A 15,623-nucleotide genomic window follows, 5' to 3' on the forward strand; every position below is an offset into this window, starting at 1 on the left:
GTGGGTGGCGCGGTAATCCAGGCGGCCGAGTTCGCGGATCAGCTCGTTGAGGGCGAGGAATTGTTCGTCACGGGTGGCTGAGTGTTGCAAGGTCGCCAGGGAGGTTTGCACCTGGGCGATGTGTACGCGGTTGCTGACGAAGGACAGCAGCAGGCCGGCGCCCCAGGCCAGAGTCAGGGCGAGCATCAGGGTTTGCGCGATGCGGGTCGCGGGCCAGCCGAGGCGCTCAGGGCGAACCCTTTTGTCATCGAGCACGCCGTCCCAGGGTGGTGTGGCGTGCCAAAGGTTATCCGTATTTTCTTTAGTTTCTTGACCCCCCTGCACCGGCAGGCTGAACCACAACCCGCGTAACGGCACGCCACGGTCGAACACCCGGAACAACGGCGCAAGAACTTGCCGCCAACGGGCAATGCCCTCGGCCTGCAAATCGCGGGACAGACGCAGCAGGAAGTCATGGTTCATCGCGCCCCGTATCTGCACCCAACCACCGTCGCGCAGGGGTTGCACCAGGCTCTCCAGCCCGCTTTCCAAGGCCAGCGGCGTCACCTGTGACGGTAGCCAACAACCGATGGCCTGGGTCTGGCGCTTGTTCTGTTCCCATCCACTGTCGCGGACCTGCCACAGGTGCAGCGGCAACTGCCAGCGCAATTGGCGCGCCAGGTCTTGCAGGTGACGCACACCGGCGTCCATAGCGCTGGCGTCCATGCTCTGCTCTTTGTTCAAGGCCCAGATCACGCCGTCGAGACCGCGCCAGCGGCTCAGGCCTTGCCACGAGCTGAAGCGGCCATCAGCGAATTTGGTTTGGGTGCTGCCGCCCCAGAGCAGAACGGTGTCGTGGCCGGCGAGCCATTTTTTATCTTTCAGGTTGGGGGCGATGGCGGCGATTTGAGCGGGTTCGCCGACGACCAGCAGCAGGCGGATTTTGCGGCGCCAAAGGAAACCGTGATTTTCGTGCAGGTGTTCCTTTAACTTAGCGACCCATGAATCGTCGTCCGGAACGGGCTCTTTGCTGAATGGCGAAATCGGCGCATCAACAGCCGCGCCCGTCACGCGCATCGCCCGCGCCACCGCCAATCGATCCCAGGCGAGCAATATCACCGGGCAGAACCAGCACAAGGCAAACCAGCTTCCACCCCCCCACAGCGCCAACGATTTGAGGGGCAGCCTTGGCCAGCCGATGTACTCGTGGGTCAAGTCGTACAGCAGACAACCGAACACCACCACGACCGTCACGACCAGCAGATAGCCCAATCCCACCTTCATCAGTGAGCCTTCGCTCGCTTGCTTATTCATTGCCATGAGGCACCGCCATTCCAATAGCCAATCGATCGTTTCCGTCCTGACTCAGCCAACCACAAGGTTGTCCGGCCTCCTTTGCCTGCAACAACGCCAGGGACATGCCGATGAAAGGCGCCAATTGCGCCAACACGCCCCAGTACCCGGACAATTGATGTTCGCCAGACTGCCAGCCACCTTTCAGGAAAGTGCCCTGGCTGGTTTTATCCAGCGCCAGGCAATCGGGCGGTGCTGCGTCCAACCCGGCATAGCGCTGGATCTGGACACAGAGCTCAGCGGGCGACTCGTCGAGCTCACTCAACAAGTACTCGCCCCTGTGCAATAACTGCCGACCCTGGTGGCTCACCAGCCAGAGAAATCCAGCTTCACCGGGAAGATCCGGCTCGCCAGCGCTCGGCACCGAGACCACCCCGGCGCAAAGCAACCAATCCGCCTCATCGCGACAGTCGTGGTGAAACGCATCAATGAGCGTGTCCAGATCGGCCAGGTCATCCAAAGGCATGCGCGCTTCGGGCAACGCCACGTCGCCCTTGGCCACTGCCGTTAAATACGCACTTTGACTGGCCTCATCCCCGATCCAGGCGATCCCGCGCAACCACGGCCAGCGTTGTTTCAACTCGGGGAGTTCAAGCGTCATCCTGGCCAGGCGCCGGGCCAATGCTGGCGCACGCTCACTGGACGAACCCAGCGACACCGGGCAGCGCAACATGCGCTGTGTAGCGCCGTCGGGCTTCGATGGCTTGGGGGCGGGAACACCGGCCATCAAGCCGTTGTAATGTATTTGCTCATCGCCGACGGGCCCCAGGAGCAGCACGTGTTCCACCGGCAAACCCAAGCGGCGACGTCCCCACCAACGCTGCACCGCAGCCTCCACCGTGCGTCGATACACATCGCGGTTGAACAGGCAGATTTGCCACCCCAACACGCGCAGCGCTAGGGCCAACACCCAGCAAAAAGGCATGACTGCACTCCACATCCACAGTTCTCCCCTTGGCTGCTCCTCTGGCCATAACGACAACAAAACCGCCGACTGCAACCCCCAGAGCAACGGCAAAACCAGCCACCAACGGCGCCAATGCGGTTCACGCGGTTCGACAAGGTCCGGGTATTGCGGCGCGCGGTTCATGGCGCCACTACCATGAACGAAGCCGCAAGCGAGCTGACCAGGGTGCAACCGCAATCACACTCATACCCGTGCAGGGCCACGAGCCTGCCGTCCATGATCGCCACCGAGGTACCCTCCGCGATGCGCGTCATGCCGTGCAAATCGCAGCGAGCCTGATCCCCCACACAGGCGACTGGCTGGCCGAATGCCTCGTAGTGACCTTCAAGCACTTCACCGCCGAAAGGGCTCATCGAGTCCCCCATGCGTACCAGAGGCAACATCAGACGACCTCCCCGGTGAGTTCGAACAGACTGCCGGCCTCGCGCAGAAAGGCGGCGGTGCGGTCGATGCGTTGCGCATAGTCTTCCTGGGCAATCTGCTGCTTCAGCTCAGCCGCCACCTGGCCGATATGCGCTGTCGGCTTCAGCAACTGCGCGGCCTCCGGCAGGAACGGCAGCGCTACACCGCGCGCCTTGTCGATCACTTGATAGCCGATGGTGGTGCCACCGATGCCCGCGACCACCCCACCAACCCCGCCCAGCGCCCCACCCCGCTTAATGCCGTACACCGTGGCGCCGGCCAGCATCGCAACGCCCAGTATTCGCCCGGCCACTACCACCGGTGACAGGTCCCGGCTGTTGTCATTGCCGAAATACGTCATGCGATAGAAGAAGTAGCCCGCCCATATCTCACGCGAACCCAACGCGTCATGCATGAACCAGGCGCGTGAGTCGTGTATCTGGTCATCGAACAACGCGACCACCAGCGCCATGCGCGGGTCCTTGCTGGGCGTGCCCCGGGCATCGCTGAACAATTGTTTGGTGCGCCGTTCACCTGCCGCCTTGATCGCAGCGTGGTCCTGCAACTCATCGTTTTCGTTGAGCAGATAGATGGCGTCGCGCAACAGCACATCGGTGATCGTGCCGACCGCACTGGTCTGCTGACGGTCGAAGCCCTTGTAGTCGCGCTTGAACTCCGCCGCCGCCTGGCTGAGCTGGGTCTTGTCGATCTGCGGTTCATAGATGGGCGGGCCGGGGTGGTTCGTCGCCGCCGCGGGCGTTTTCAGCCGATCGGCCAAAATGATTTTTTTCTGTTTTTCATAGGCCTCGCGTTGATCACTGGTGTCGAACACAGTGACTTCATTGGCCTGGATGAAGAACGGCTGATGCCTGTAGCTGTCGTTATTCTGCAACGGGTCATCGGCGTACCGACCGATGCGCCAACCGGTGATCCAGCCCAGTTGATCGGCCAGGGTTTCTTCCAAGGTGATGCCGAGTTGCTGTGGTTTGTACTCCCAGGGTTTTGTGTGGGTGGGGGTGTCGGTGGTGATGCCTGGGAGGGTGTGGCGCCAGGCGTTGAAGCGTTCGATTGTTTGCTGACTAACCACAAACTCTGACAAGGTTTGCGGCCCCATTTCGCGCCATGCCTTATATGGCTCTAATGTTTTTGGTAGCACCGTTTCCGGCACCTGCAACGGCGCGCCGGCGGCGAAGGCTTCGGCATACATGTCGTGCAGGGCAATTTGCGATACCAGTTCATCCGTACCACCGCGAGCCTTGCCCTGGTCATTCTGCGGATAACCACCCCCAACATCAGAATGCACACCGGGGTACACCACTTCATAGGTATGGAGCGGGTACTGACCGTCCTCGTTGCGGATCGAGTCCAGCGGAAAACACGAGCGCTGCTCGAAGGCCGCGACGAAGTGCCGGCAGCATTTGACGAATTTAGGAAATTTCGCGGCGTCAGGTAACAACTGACTGTCATCGGCCCAGTCCATGTGACCCGCAAAAAAAGGCGCCGCATGGGCGATGCCGACCGAGGCGACGGTGTCTAGCACACCGAGAAATTCGATGCTGACCGGCAAGCCGATCAGACGTTGCTCAGGAAGCTGGGCCCCGGTCGGGGTGTCGAACAACTGGCTCAGCCAGTTCACGAAAGTACGAGCTTCCGCCGCCCCGCGCGAGAATCCGTACACGTACAGTTTGACTGCCAATACTTTAGGCTGCAGGGACTTTTCTTTACAGGCCTCCAAGGGGCCCAACAGCCCGTGCATGACTCGTCGTCGTTTGCCTTCCCCCAGGCCGCTCATCAGCGGTGCCTGCCAGGTGCTCATGGCATTGACTGCTTTTTTTCTGTCGGCTTTGGATAACTCTTTCTTAGTTAATGCAAACCTCAGCGCATGGGCCAATGACACCAATGCCCAATTGATGCGATCTTCACCACCCGTCGCATACCTCAGCCCCTCCGCGCTGTAATCCAGTTCGCCAATTTCGGGAAAGGGAGTACCTACACCAGGCATGTAAAAAGAAAAAAAGCCCTCTTTTTCTGCCTGTTCACCCCTGAGCGACGCATGAAAAAGCTTGGCAATATTACTGGGGTGGTTTTTCTTGGTATCGTTATCTTCATTATTGTTAGTACCATCGAAAAACAAACTGACATGCAAACTTTGAACGCATTCGAACCGCTGGGACCTCCCTTTGGAGTTGACCTGTTGATGGTGACTGTCTTCCTCGGCAGTTTGCTTGTCGCAGTTGCAAGTCACCGTAAGAACTTCCCCCGGCAAACGCCCTACCACGGGAAAAGCGGGCGGTGCCCAGACCTTAGCACTCAGATTATTTTTTACTTCGGACATACAGCTGGCTCCTTCATCCGCTTAGGTTCTTTAATAGGGTTATTGGGTGACCCGTACCCCCAGCACGAAGTTGTAACTTTTATTTGATTGCAACTTAAAAAATGCACACTCAAACCACAAGAGTCCGTACCTTGCCACTCGGGGATATCCACCGTGGCGCTGTAGTGCTTATATTTAGCTTTATGTTCCAATTGAGCCAGCCGATATCCCTCTGGATCAGATGGCCACTTCGAGTACGCAAATTGATCGGTATCCACCTCCCACTCAATGTAAGCCTTTAAACCAGGCCTCCATTTAATTGGCATGACAATACAGCAAGAACTTCCGCCGCCACCGTATGCTCTATAACCATTGACTGAAAACCAATTGATCGCATGCAAGGTATGGTTAACCGCTTTTAGATTCCCTCCCGCCATTTCGTTATCCGCTGTGGAACATCCAACCAACACCAACACCAACACAAACACACCCAATAACCATCGAACCCAGGTTATTTTCATTGTCGATCCCCCAACACCGGAAAGACGGGCGATATCCAGACCTTAGCGCTCGAGTTAATTTTTACTTCGCGCATACGGATGGCTCCTTCATTCCCATAGGTACTCTGATCGGATAATTAGGTGAACTGGGTGCCCAGCAAGAAGTCGTAACCTTTACCTGGTTACAGGTGAAAAAATGCACTTTAAGATCACATGATTCCGTTCCTCGCCACTCTGGAATATTTACTATTGTGCGATGGTGTTGATATTTAGCCTTATGAACTTTCATAAATTCCCTAAACTCTTTCGTCCCGAGAGGCGGCGACTCAGCATAAGGATCAGTATCAACTTCCCATTCAATATGCGCCTTCAAGCCAGGACGCCATTTCGTCGGCATGATAATGCAGCAAGAACGTCCCCCACCCCCGTCGGCCCGGTAACCATTTACCGAAAGCCAATTGATATTGCTCAGCGTATGATTAATCGCTTGTATATTTCCTCCCGCCATTTCGTTGTCCGCTGTGGAACATCCAACCAACACCAACGCAAACACACCCAACAACCATCTAACCCAGGTTATTTTCATTGTCGACTTCCTAACACCGGAAAGACGGGCGATATCCAGACCTCAGCCCTCGGGTTAATTTTTACTTCGGGCATACGGAAGGCTCCTTCATTCCCATAGGTACTCTGATCGGATAATTAGGTGAACTGGGTGCCCAGCAAGAAGTCGTAACCTCTACCTGGTTACAGGTGAAAAAATGCACCTTAAGATCGCATGACTCCGTTCCTGGCCACTCTGGAATTTCCACGACAGTGCTGTAGCGCTGATAGTTGGCCTTATGCTTAGCTTGAGCCACTCTATAGCCATCAGTCCCTAGCGGCGGCCATTTAGAATAAGCATAAGGATCAGTATCAACTTCCCATTCAATATGCGCCTTCAAACCAGGACGCCATTTCGTAGGCATGATAATGCAGCAAGAACGTCCCCCACCCCCGTCGGCCCGGTAACCATTCACCGAGAGCCAATTGATATTGCTCAGCGTATGATTAACCGCTTGTATATTTCCTCCCGCCATTTCGTTATCCGCTGTGGAACATCCAACCAACATCAACACAAACACACCCAACAACCATCGAACCCAGGTTATTTTCATTGTCGATTCCCCAGCACCGGAAAGACGGGCGATATCCAGACCTTAGCCCTCGAGTTAATTTTTACTTCGGGCATACGGAAGGCTCCTTCATTCCCATAGGTACTCTGATCGGATAATTAGGTGAACTGGGTGCCCAGCAAGAAGTCGTAACCTCTACCTGGTTACAGGTGAAAAAATGCACCTTAAGATCGCATGACTCCGTTCCTGGCCACTCTGGAATATCTACGACCGCGGCGTACCGTCGATAATTGGCGGAGTGTTTAGCATACGCATCTCGAAATTCTATAGAAGTAACGGATGGCAATTTTGCATGAGGCTCAGGATCAAGTTCCCATTCAATATTAGCCTTCAAACCAGGACGCCATTTCGTAGGCATAATAATGCAGCAAGAACGTCCCCCACCCCCATCAGCCCGATAGCCATTCACCGAGAGCCAATTGATATTGTTCAGCGTATGATTAACCGCTTGTATATTCCCTCCCGCCATTTCGTTGTCCGCCGTGGAACATCCCACCAACGCCAATCCAAATAAACCCAACAACCATATCGCCCACATTGTTTTCATTGTCACCTCCATCACCGACCATTCCCTGATTTCAGTTCAGGCTGCATGGGAAAATCCCGAATGAGCGTCTCTCCCATGCAACCGGAGGATAAAAGTTATACCTGGCCCATATCCTGGCCGTTCGTTTTGCGAATACCCTCCGCCGACATCGGAATGCATACCGAGGTGCACCATTTCATAGTCAGCTCAAAGTCGTTGGCGCGCGTACTCGACTATATTGCCAAAGTAATTCTCTCGACTTGCTTGCATGGCAATCGTGTACAACATCTCAAAACGTCTTTCCTTGCTATCGTCCAGATGATCAAACTCAACGCGCACCAGAAGTTTCTGGGCATCACTAATACATCCGATCATTTCGCATTGTTCATCATTAAGTTCCACGCAGGGTTCGACTTCGATGCTGCTCTGTTTCGTCAAGCAATTGCTTTGTAGCCATTGCGGCTGGTCGTCGCGATCAAGCCAGCCCCAAAAGCAAGCGACTCGCAGGAACTCGGCGCGCTGTTCGGTGGTGAGGATGGAATTCACCAGCACGGGAAAGATTCGCGGATCGTAGAAACGCAACAAGCCAGCTTGTCCACCCCACTGCAGTTGGGACAGGGCTCGCAAGGCATGACTCAGTTCTTCAAACGGCAGGTTCGAAATCAGAACCATCAGGCGAGCATCTGCTGCGCAGTGCTCGATGAGTTCTTCCAGCCAAGCCTTGTGCTGCCAAATAGTCAGGTCCAGGCGCATCAACAGCGGTGCCTGGTCCAGCAGGTTTTCCTCTGGTGTACCGGTGAACAATGAGAACCAAGGCACCTTGGGACTCAATTGCTGCAGCCCGGGAACAGCGCATTTGCTCCACGTGGCTTGATCGAGCAAAAGATCAACTTCCTGTACTTCCGTTCTGGCGCACACCTGCTCGATCTGCTCCAGCCATGGGATAGGCAATTTCATCTGTATATCTCCTCGATCAGCCTTGGCGCATCAGCAAGCCAATGGCGTTTTTCCGAGCCTTTTGCAGGCACTCCTCGCACACCGACTTCGGCAGCTCCATCAACGGAAAACGCTGGCCGCCAGGCCCCTCCCAAACGTGCTGTCCTCTGGACAGTAGTTTGGTGGGGCTATCGAATAGAATTCCGTCGGTTGGGCTGAGGCGGATTAATGCTTCTCCGCTGCCGAGCGTGATGCCCTTCTTGGCCAACAACTGCAGCTCCCCCTGCACCGACTGCACGGTGATGTCCTGCTGGGCAATCAGGTTCATCAGATCGCCGTGGGATTCGATTTCCAGTGGGCCTTCGCCGGAGACCAGGCGCATGCCTTCGCGCTGGGCGAGCAGTGAGATGCCTTTTTTGGCGTGTGCCGACAGGCGCCGGTCGGCGGCGAGGTGGATGTCGTCACGGCTTTGCAGGTACATCCCGTCGCCACTGTTGAGCAGCAGACTGGCCGGTGTGACTGCGCCGATGCCGTCGGGGGCGCTCAAGAGGATGGCTGGGGCGGACAGGTCTTTGGCGTCCGTTTGTAGTTGCTGCAGACCGTCGATGGCGGGTGGTCGACTGTTATGGGCCTGGGCAATTTCCTGCCACTGGGCCATTTGTTGTCGGGCGCTTTCGATCTGGCGGCTGGCCGGCGCCATGGCGAGTACATCGTCAGCAGCCTTGGGCTGTTCATCGGCGCTGATGAATAACCCTTTGCCCGCGCGCAGCGCCCCCCAATCATCCGTCCTTAGCTCAAACCCCTCCCCGCGTTTTTTCTTCGTGGCATCCACCAAATGCCCCAGGTTCAGCTGGCTCTTGCCGCCATACTCGGTGCTGAGCTTGACGTGTTCCTCCCCGCGCAGGTCTTCCATGCGCAGCTTGTTGTTCGCCGGTGTACGCAGCACGTTGCGTGTGTGGTCGCGCCTGCGCAGGGTCACGTGGTCCGGGTGTTCGCTGTCGTGCAGGGCGTGGGCGATGTAGGGACGGTCCGGGTCGCCCTGTTCGAAGGCGATGGCCACTTCGGTGCCGCAGATCAGCGGCAGGTGCAGGCCATGGGTGTCGCCGGCGTAGGCACGCGCCAGGCGCAGCCACATGCTTTCTTCACCGAGCTTCCACGGGTCGCGGTCGAACAGGAAGTTGACCTTGTAGCGGCCTCGCAGATCGATTTCGGCGTATTTGTCATGGGCTTCGCCGCTGGTGACCCGGGCCGGGACGGTGCCGGCGATTTGTGGTTTGGGCAGCAGTGGCGGGCGAAAGCACAGGGTTTCCGAATAGGGCATGGCTTCAAAGCGGCACTCGAAGCTGGCATCGCGGGCGGCACGGGTACGCACGCCGATGATCGCGCAACGCGGGGTGAAGGCCTTGGGTGCGCCGCCGGTGACGGTCAGCACCTGACCCGGTGCGAGGGTGGCGCTGCTTGTGATGCCGCGAAGGCGGGTCTGCTCGTTGAGGTAGCGCTCGTGGCGCAAGCGCGCGTAGAAAAAACCGCTTTCGCTTGCCAGGCCTTCGTGCCGGTCATAGGCGTCGCCGAGCACGCGGTAGGGTTCGGCGTAGTGGTAGGCCTCGCCGTAGGTGATTTTCGCACCGCGGGTCTGGTCGACGTCGGCGTCGAGGTGGGCATTGGCGTCAAGGGGGTGGTAGGTGCGGATGTTGACGTTTTTTTCCACTACCTGGTGGTGGGTTTGCAGGCCCCACACGCCGTCCGCATCGCTGCTGCTGAGCCCCGCGGGCGAGTAGTACGGCAGCTCGACGTCGAACTGGTAGCCGCGCTGCCCGTCGCAGAACTCCACGACGTCGATGTGCAGGCGTTGGTCGCTGGTGAGGCGGTACCAGATGCCGACCTCGGCCAGCAGCCGGCTGATGAAAGCCAGGTCGCTTTCACCGTACTGCATGACCTGCTCTCGCCGGGGGTAGTCACGCACCAGGCGGAACAGGAAGTCCTGGCCACGGAAGTCGTGGCGGCTGCGCAGGATGCTTTCGACGATTTCCGGCACCGACTGATCCTGGTAGATGCGGTATTGCCGGCCGCGTTCAAGCAAGGCCAAACGCGGTTGCAGGATGAGTTCGTAGCGGGCTTCGTCACGGGAGGCACACAGGCGCTTGAGGCCGGTGATCACGCCGTGCAGCGTGCGCAACGGTTTGACCTCGGGCACTTCCCAAGGCATCGGCGCGACGTTCGATGGCGCCGCGTGCAAGCTGAAAGAGGCGTCCTTGCCCAGCAGCTGTTCGGCTTCAAGATCGAGCTCGGCGCTGGTGAACTCTATCTCGTAGGTGAAGGGTTGGCTGAGGCGTTCTTCGCCGCGGAAGGCGAGGACATCGAGGTGGGGCTCCAGGTTGCGGACCCAGAGTTTATGGCGGCTGTGGTTGAAGAAAACGGTTGGTGCGGTGCTCATGTACAGACCTCCCTGAGAGCATACGGGGAGGCTTCATTTCCATCCCTCGTTCAAGTGCTCGACAGCTTTAGGGAAGCTGACACGTGCTGAAAATAAGACGTTTCCTTTTTGTGCGTAGGACGCGTCTTTGATTGGTGTATCTGATATGTAGGAGTTTTCCCGCTCTTGGCGCCAGGCCTCTCTGCCGCCGCCATCCCAGCGATAGCGGCGTAACGTTCAACCAAATATTGATTGTCAGGCCCTCATCGCGGGCAAGCCCGCTCCCACAGATTGCATCTGCAGATTCAGACCGGCTGGTTACACCTCAATCAGATGCTTGAGCGGGTTGTAGCTACTTTTCAAGGTCGCCGCCACATCCAGAATCGCCTTCTCGATGCCATTCAAATGGATGCACGTCAGCTCGATCGCCGCGCTCTGGTTGCCCGCCTCGATGTACTCGATCAAACGCAGGTGTTCGTCGTCGCGGCAGGCTTCGTGGCTGTCGTCATCGAGCGCGGCGGCGTACAGCGAGGCCCGGGAGATCAGCTTCTGGAACCAGTCGAGCAACACCGGGTTGTTCAGGCTGCGGGCCAGCTTGATGTGGAACTCGCCGAGCAGGTGGATCAACCGTTCGTGGTCACCGTTGCGATGCGCTTCATCCTCGAGCAGCAAGTGATCGCGCAAATCCCGGGTCACCGCCGTATCGCGCCGGCGACACAATTCACTGACGATGCCGATCTCGACCAGGCGCCGGGTTTCGAACAACGAACGGATCTCTTCGTCGCTCGGCAGCGACACCGACGCACCTTTATTGGGCTCGGTGGTGACCAGTCCATCGGCTTCCAATTGCTTGAGCGCGGCTCGAACTGACGTGCGGCTGACATTGAAAAGTTCGGCCAACGAAGCCTCGCCCAGCTTCATGCCGGGACGCAGCGAGCGTTTGCTGATCGCCTCGTAAACCCCTTGGTAGACGCGGTCCACCGTGGTTTCCAGTTTCTTTTCCGCCATTCGAAGACTCCTTCAGTGCTGTGCAACCGGCCCCAGGCGAATCAACAGCCTTGAAAAAGGGGGTTGCACGAGCAGGTTAATCCGGGTATTTCTAAATTGCATCCAGATTTTGCATACAATAATTAGAGGAATGCACCATTATGGGTCATCCAGTTGCAATCGAAGTGCGTAATGTCTCCAAGCGGTATTCCGACGATCCAGGGCTGGCACCCGCTCTGGACAACGTTTCAGTCGACATTGCCGATAACGAGTTCTTCACACTGCTCGGCCCTTCCGGCTGTGGCAAGACCACTTTACTGCGCACCATCGCCGGCTTCGAGCATGTCAGCGAGGGTGAGATTCGCCTCGCCGGTGAACCGGTCAACGATCTGCCGCCGTTCAAGCGTCGAGTCAACACAGTGTTCCAGAGCTACGCGCTGTTTCCACACATGAGTGTTGCGCAGAATATCGCCTTCGGCCTCGAGATGCAGGGTCTTGATCGCACGCTGATCGCGCAGCGGGTCGATGAAATGCTGGCGCTGGTGCAAATGCAGCACCTGGCCAAGCGCAAACCCGCCGAATTGTCCGGCGGCCAACAGCAACGGGTGGCTCTGGCACGGGCCCTGGCGCCGAAACCGAAAGTGCTGTTGCTGGACGAGCCGCTGTCGGCGCTGGACCTCAAGCTGCGCAAGGAAATGCAGGTCGAACTCAAGCGGGTGCAGAAGGAAGCCGGGATTACCTTCATTTTCGTCACCCACGATCAGGAAGAAGCCTTGACCCTGTCCGATCGCATTGCGGTGATGTCCGCCGGCAAGATCCTGCAGGTCGGCACGCCCAATGACATTTACGAACGGCCGCAGCATCAGTTCGTCGCGCAGTTCATTGGCGATATCAACTTCCTGCCCGGCCACCTCAAGCGCGGCCAGCACAATGAAAACCTGTTCGTGCCCAACGGCATGCCGGTGGAAATCCCCTGCCTGCCTCAAGGCATCGACGGCAAGGTGCAACTGGCATTCCGCCCGGAACGTTCACAACTGGTGGACCCGGCGCAACCGCACCACCTGCGCGGCGTGATCGAAGCCGTGCTGTACGTCGGCACCGCGACCTTGTACCAGTGCCGCCTGAACAACGACATCAAGGTGATGCTGCGGGAGAACAACGAGGGCCTCAATCGCAACCGTGGCGTCGGTGATCGGGTGGCGGTCAACCTGCCCCCCCACGCCTGCCTGTTGATGGAGGCTTGAGATGAGCGTCAGCAGCACTTCCCCAGCCCTCAACCGCGCGCTGTTGCTCAGCCCGGTGGTCCTGACCCTGCTGGCCCTGATCGCCATTCCGTTGGGCATCATGGGCTACATCAGCCTGCTACCGCGCAACGTCTATGGCGGCGTCGACTGGCAGGCCGACTGGCAATTGCAAAGCTACGTGCAGCTGTTTTTCCAGGAAGGTTTCGATGGCGAGTTGGAGCTCAACTGGGTCTACGCCCAGGCGCTGTTGCGCTCGGTGTTCCAGGCCGGTGGCACCACGGTGTTGTGTTTCCTGTTCGGCTTTCCAGTGGCGCTGTGGATGTCGAGCCTGACCCCGCGTCGGCGCAATCTGATGGTGTTGCTGATCACCATCCCGTTCTGGACCAACCTGCTGATCCGCAACTACGCCTGGTTGATCATCCTGCGCGAACAGGGCTGGGTCGCCCAGAGCCTCAACGCACTGCTCCCCAGTGCCGGCGGCATCACCCTGCTCTACAACGACTTCGCGGTCAGCGTCGGGCTGGTCTACAGCTTCCTGCCGTTCATGATCCTGCCGATTTACTCGACCCTGGAAAAACTCGACTGGCGTTTGGTGGAAGCCGCTTATGACCTGGGCGCCAATCGCTGGCACGCACTGCGGCGGATCATCCTGCCGCTGTCGATGCCAGGGGTGATTGCCGGTTCCCTGTTGGTGTTCGTGCCGAGCCTGGGAGCCTTTATCACCCCGGCGATTCTCGGCGGCGGCAAGACCCTGATGATCGGCAACCTGATCCAGCAACAGTTCGGCACCGCGCGCAACTGGCCCCTGGGCAGTTCGCTGTCGTTCCTGCTACTGGGGATTCTGCTGCTGTCGTTGGTGCTGTACGCCCTGTATAGCCGCAGCGCCGCCAAAACTCTTCGTCGGGGAGCTACCGCATGATCGCCCTGCACCTGAAAAAACTGCCAATGACCCGGGAAGTCAGCCTGCTGATCCTGGCCTACCTGTACCTGCCGATCTTCGTGTTGATCGCCTACAGCTTCAACGCCAACCGCTCGGCGACGGTGTGGACCGAGTTCTCGTTCGCCTGGTACGGGCGGATTTTGGCCAACCCGTCTATCCAGACCGCCGCGCTGAACTCGATCATCGTCGCCGGCATCGCCACGGTCTGTGCCACGGCGATTGCCTTGCTCGCGGCGCTGGCGACCTACCGGCCGTTCTACGGCCAGAAGATGGTCGAAGGGGGGATCAACCTGCCGCTGATCCTGCCGGAGATCGTCACCGCGGTGGCCACCCTGCTGCTGTTCATGGCGCTGGGGATCAAGCTGGGGTTGCTGACGGTGATCGTCGCGCACATCGGCTTCTGCATTCCCTTCGCCTACCTGCCGATTCGCGCGCGGCTCAATGACCTGGACAAGAGCCTGCTGGAAGCGGCGAACGACCTGTACGCCAACCCGTGGCAGGTGTTTCGCCGGGTGACGCTGCCGCTGTTGTGGCCGGCGGTGCTGTCCGGGTCGGTGCTGGCGTTCGTGGTCAGCCTCGACGATTTCATCATGACCTTCTTCGTCGCCGGCCCCGGTTCGACCACCTTGCCGGTGTACATCTTCTCCGCGATCAAGGCCGGCGTGACGCCGGAGATCAACGCGATCTCGACCCTGATGCTGGTGATTTCCATCGTGCTGGTGGTGCTGGCCTTCTGGCTGGGACAGCGCGGCAAACAACAATGAGCCTGGAGTGTTCGTCCATGAAAGTGAAAAGCCTGCGTTTCGCCGTTGCCAGTCTGGCCCTGAGCTGCTTCACCGCATTCAGCGCCCACGCCGCCGAGCCCAAGGAGCTGTTCTTCTACAACTGGACCGATTACTACCCGGTCGAGTTGTTGGCCAAGTTCGAAAAGGAGACCGGGATCAAGGTCACCATGGACGGCTACGACAGCAACGAAACCCTGTTGGCCAAATTGCAGGCCGGTGGTGCGGCGTACGACGTGATCGTGCCGTCGCAATCGATCATGCGCACCTTGATCAACCAGGACTTGCTGCTGCAAATCGACGCCTCGACCCTGCCCAACTTCCAGTACGTCAAGCCGGCGTTCCGCGACCCAAGCTTCGACCCTGGCCGCAAATTCTCGGCACCGTACCTGTGGGGCAGCACCGGGTTCTCCTATGACAGCGCGCGGGTGCCTGGCGGCAAGCTGGACGATTCGTGGAAAGAGTTCTTCGAACCACGCAAGGAACTGCAAGGGCAGCTGGCTGCCCTCGACACCTCCAGCAGCGTGATCAACGCCGCCAGTCATTACCTGAACGTCGACGAATGCACGGAAAACCCGCAGGACGCCAAGCGCATTCTCGAACTGCTGCAAAAACAGAAGCCCTTCCTGAAGATGTACAGCTCGGACAACACCGTCGACCGCATGGCTTCCGGTGAAGTGATCATGATGCAGAACTGGAACGGCTCCACCGCCCGGGCCACCTTGCAGAAGAGCACCATCAAGTACGTGTATCCGAAAGAAGGCCTGGCGATGTTCCAGGACAACTTCGCCGTGCCGAAAAGCGCACCGCACCCCGGCAACGCGAAGATCTTCATCGACTGGATGATGAAACCGGAAAACGCCGCCGCCGTGTCCAACGCCATTGCCTACGCCAACGGCATCCAGAGCGACAAGCTGATCGATGCCAAGTGGCGAGTCATGGACGCCATCAACATGCCCGACGAATTCGCCTCGCGCCTGCGCCCGGAGAAGGAATGCAGCAACAAGGCGCGTGAGCTGCAGGACCGCATTTGGGCGAAGCTCAAGGGCTGATCCCAAACCGAGTCGCGGCCTTCGCGAGCAGGCTCGCTCCCACAGGGTTCGGG

At 58.4% G+C, this 15,623-nt stretch carries 14 protein-coding genes and 1 pseudogene; 4 read left to right on the forward strand and 11 right to left on the reverse strand.

Annotated features, from left to right (window positions below):
* From AC1Q8Q_RS26790 to AC1Q8Q_RS26840, 11 genes and pseudogenes are all read right to left on the reverse strand, one after another.
* Positions 1–1,293, reverse strand: a pseudogene (locus AC1Q8Q_RS26790) (ImcF-related family protein); the annotation flags it as partial.
* Positions 1,286–2,278 carry a hypothetical protein gene (locus tag AC1Q8Q_RS26795; RefSeq protein WP_033042373.1) on the reverse strand — a complete coding sequence of 331 codons (993 nt, stop codon included), beginning with the start codon at positions 2,276–2,278 and terminating at the stop codon, positions 1,286–1,288. The pseudogene AC1Q8Q_RS26790 and the gene AC1Q8Q_RS26795, both read right to left, overlap by 8 nt.
* A 140-nt stretch (positions 2,279–2,418) precedes the next feature.
* Positions 2,419–2,682, reverse strand: a complete 264-nt coding sequence (locus AC1Q8Q_RS26800) for a PAAR domain-containing protein (protein WP_083349232.1) — start codon at positions 2,680–2,682, stop codon at positions 2,419–2,421.
* On the reverse strand, positions 2,682–5,036 hold the full coding sequence (locus tag AC1Q8Q_RS26805; RefSeq protein ID WP_492615718.1) for a T6SS phospholipase effector Tle1-like catalytic domain-containing protein: 2,355 nt from the start codon (positions 5,034–5,036) through the stop codon (positions 2,682–2,684). Before AC1Q8Q_RS26805 ends, AC1Q8Q_RS26800 begins: the two co-directional genes overlap by 1 nt.
* On the reverse strand, positions 5,024–5,536 hold the full coding sequence (tli1a, locus tag AC1Q8Q_RS26810) for a Tli1a family immunity protein (RefSeq protein WP_492615719.1): 513 nt from the start codon (positions 5,534–5,536) through the stop codon (positions 5,024–5,026). Before tli1a (AC1Q8Q_RS26810) ends, AC1Q8Q_RS26805 begins: the two co-directional genes overlap by 13 nt.
* Positions 5,537–5,597: 61 nt before the next feature.
* Positions 5,598–6,101 (reverse strand): Tli1a family immunity protein, encoded by a 504-nt coding sequence (tli1a, locus tag AC1Q8Q_RS26815; RefSeq protein ID WP_492615720.1) that lies wholly within the window; start codon positions 6,099–6,101, stop codon positions 5,598–5,600.
* A gap of 61 nt (positions 6,102–6,162) precedes the next feature.
* Positions 6,163–6,672 (reverse strand): Tli1a family immunity protein, encoded by a 510-nt coding sequence (tli1a, locus tag AC1Q8Q_RS26820; protein ID WP_492615721.1) that lies wholly within the window; start codon positions 6,670–6,672, stop codon positions 6,163–6,165.
* Positions 6,673–6,733: 61 nt separating this feature from the next.
* Entirely contained in the window at positions 6,734–7,237 is a 504-nt protein-coding gene (gene tli1a, locus AC1Q8Q_RS26825) for a Tli1a family immunity protein (RefSeq protein WP_492615722.1), read from the reverse strand.
* A 186-nt stretch (positions 7,238–7,423) separates the two neighbouring features.
* Positions 7,424–8,173 carry a toxin Tle1 chaperone Tla1 gene (gene tla1 / locus AC1Q8Q_RS26830; protein ID WP_492615723.1) on the reverse strand — a complete coding sequence of 250 codons (750 nt, stop codon included), beginning with the start codon at positions 8,171–8,173 and terminating at the stop codon, positions 7,424–7,426.
* A 16-nt stretch (positions 8,174–8,189) separates the two neighbouring features.
* On the reverse strand, positions 8,190–10,586 hold the full coding sequence (locus AC1Q8Q_RS26835; protein ID WP_492615724.1) for a type VI secretion system Vgr family protein: 2,397 nt from the start codon (positions 10,584–10,586) through the stop codon (positions 8,190–8,192).
* Between the two features lie 297 nt (positions 10,587–10,883).
* Positions 10,884–11,573 (reverse strand): GntR family transcriptional regulator, encoded by a 690-nt coding sequence (locus AC1Q8Q_RS26840; protein WP_020795451.1) that lies wholly within the window; start codon positions 11,571–11,573, stop codon positions 10,884–10,886.
* 140 nt (positions 11,574–11,713) lie between these two features.
* On the opposite strand from AC1Q8Q_RS26840, the gene AC1Q8Q_RS26845 reads away from it, so the two are divergent.
* From AC1Q8Q_RS26845 to AC1Q8Q_RS26860, 4 genes are read left to right on the forward strand one after another with little or no spacing between them, the layout of a single operon-like run.
* A complete protein-coding gene (locus AC1Q8Q_RS26845; protein WP_020795452.1) occupies positions 11,714–12,796 on the forward strand; it encodes an ABC transporter ATP-binding protein in 1,083 nt (360 codons plus the stop codon).
* Between the two features lies 1 nt (position 12,797).
* On the forward strand, positions 12,798–13,715 hold the full coding sequence (locus AC1Q8Q_RS26850) for an ABC transporter permease (protein WP_020795453.1): 918 nt from the start codon (positions 12,798–12,800) through the stop codon (positions 13,713–13,715).
* Positions 13,712–14,500 (forward strand): ABC transporter permease, encoded by a 789-nt coding sequence (locus tag AC1Q8Q_RS26855; RefSeq protein WP_020795454.1) that lies wholly within the window; start codon positions 13,712–13,714, stop codon positions 14,498–14,500. Before AC1Q8Q_RS26850 ends, AC1Q8Q_RS26855 begins: the two co-directional genes overlap by 4 nt.
* A 17-nt stretch (positions 14,501–14,517) precedes the next feature.
* Positions 14,518–15,570, forward strand: coding sequence for an extracellular solute-binding protein (locus AC1Q8Q_RS26860; protein ID WP_033040925.1), 1,053 nt, complete (start codon positions 14,518–14,520; stop codon positions 15,568–15,570).
* Positions 15,571–15,623 lie beyond the last annotated feature (53 nt).

This window comes from Pseudomonas sp. GW823-FHT06B06 (assembly GCF_058795195.1).

Excerpts from the sequence above, each read along its gene's own strand:
- AC1Q8Q_RS26800 (WP_083349232.1), bottom strand. The coding sequence starts at position 2,682 with ATGTTGCCTCTGGTACGCATGGGGGACTCGATGAGCCCTTTCGGCGGT.
- AC1Q8Q_RS26805 (WP_492615718.1), bottom strand. The coding sequence starts at position 5,036 with ATGTCCGAAGTAAAAAATAATCTGAGTGCTAAGGTCTGGGCACCGCCC.
- tli1a (WP_492615719.1), bottom strand. The coding sequence starts at position 5,536 with ATGAAAATAACCTGGGTTCGATGGTTATTGGGTGTGTTTGTGTTGGTG.
- tli1a (WP_492615720.1), bottom strand. The coding sequence starts at position 6,101 with ATGAAAATAACCTGGGTTAGATGGTTGTTGGGTGTGTTTGCGTTGGTG.
- tli1a (WP_492615721.1), bottom strand. The coding sequence starts at position 6,672 with ATGAAAATAACCTGGGTTCGATGGTTGTTGGGTGTGTTTGTGTTGATG.
- tli1a (WP_492615722.1), bottom strand. The coding sequence starts at position 7,237 with ATGAAAACAATGTGGGCGATATGGTTGTTGGGTTTATTTGGATTGGCG.
- tla1 (WP_492615723.1), bottom strand. The coding sequence starts at position 8,173 with ATGAAATTGCCTATCCCATGGCTGGAGCAGATCGAGCAGGTGTGCGCC.
- AC1Q8Q_RS26835 (WP_492615724.1), bottom strand. The coding sequence starts at position 10,586 with ATGAGCACCGCACCAACCGTTTTCTTCAACCACAGCCGCCATAAACTC.
- AC1Q8Q_RS26840 (WP_020795451.1), bottom strand. The coding sequence starts at position 11,573 with ATGGCGGAAAAGAAACTGGAAACCACGGTGGACCGCGTCTACCAAGGG.
- AC1Q8Q_RS26845 (WP_020795452.1), top strand. The coding sequence starts at position 11,714 with ATGGGTCATCCAGTTGCAATCGAAGTGCGTAATGTCTCCAAGCGGTAT.
- AC1Q8Q_RS26850 (WP_020795453.1), top strand. The coding sequence starts at position 12,798 with ATGAGCGTCAGCAGCACTTCCCCAGCCCTCAACCGCGCGCTGTTGCTC.
- AC1Q8Q_RS26855 (WP_020795454.1), top strand. The coding sequence starts at position 13,712 with ATGATCGCCCTGCACCTGAAAAAACTGCCAATGACCCGGGAAGTCAGC.
- AC1Q8Q_RS26860 (WP_033040925.1), top strand. The coding sequence starts at position 14,518 with ATGAAAGTGAAAAGCCTGCGTTTCGCCGTTGCCAGTCTGGCCCTGAGC.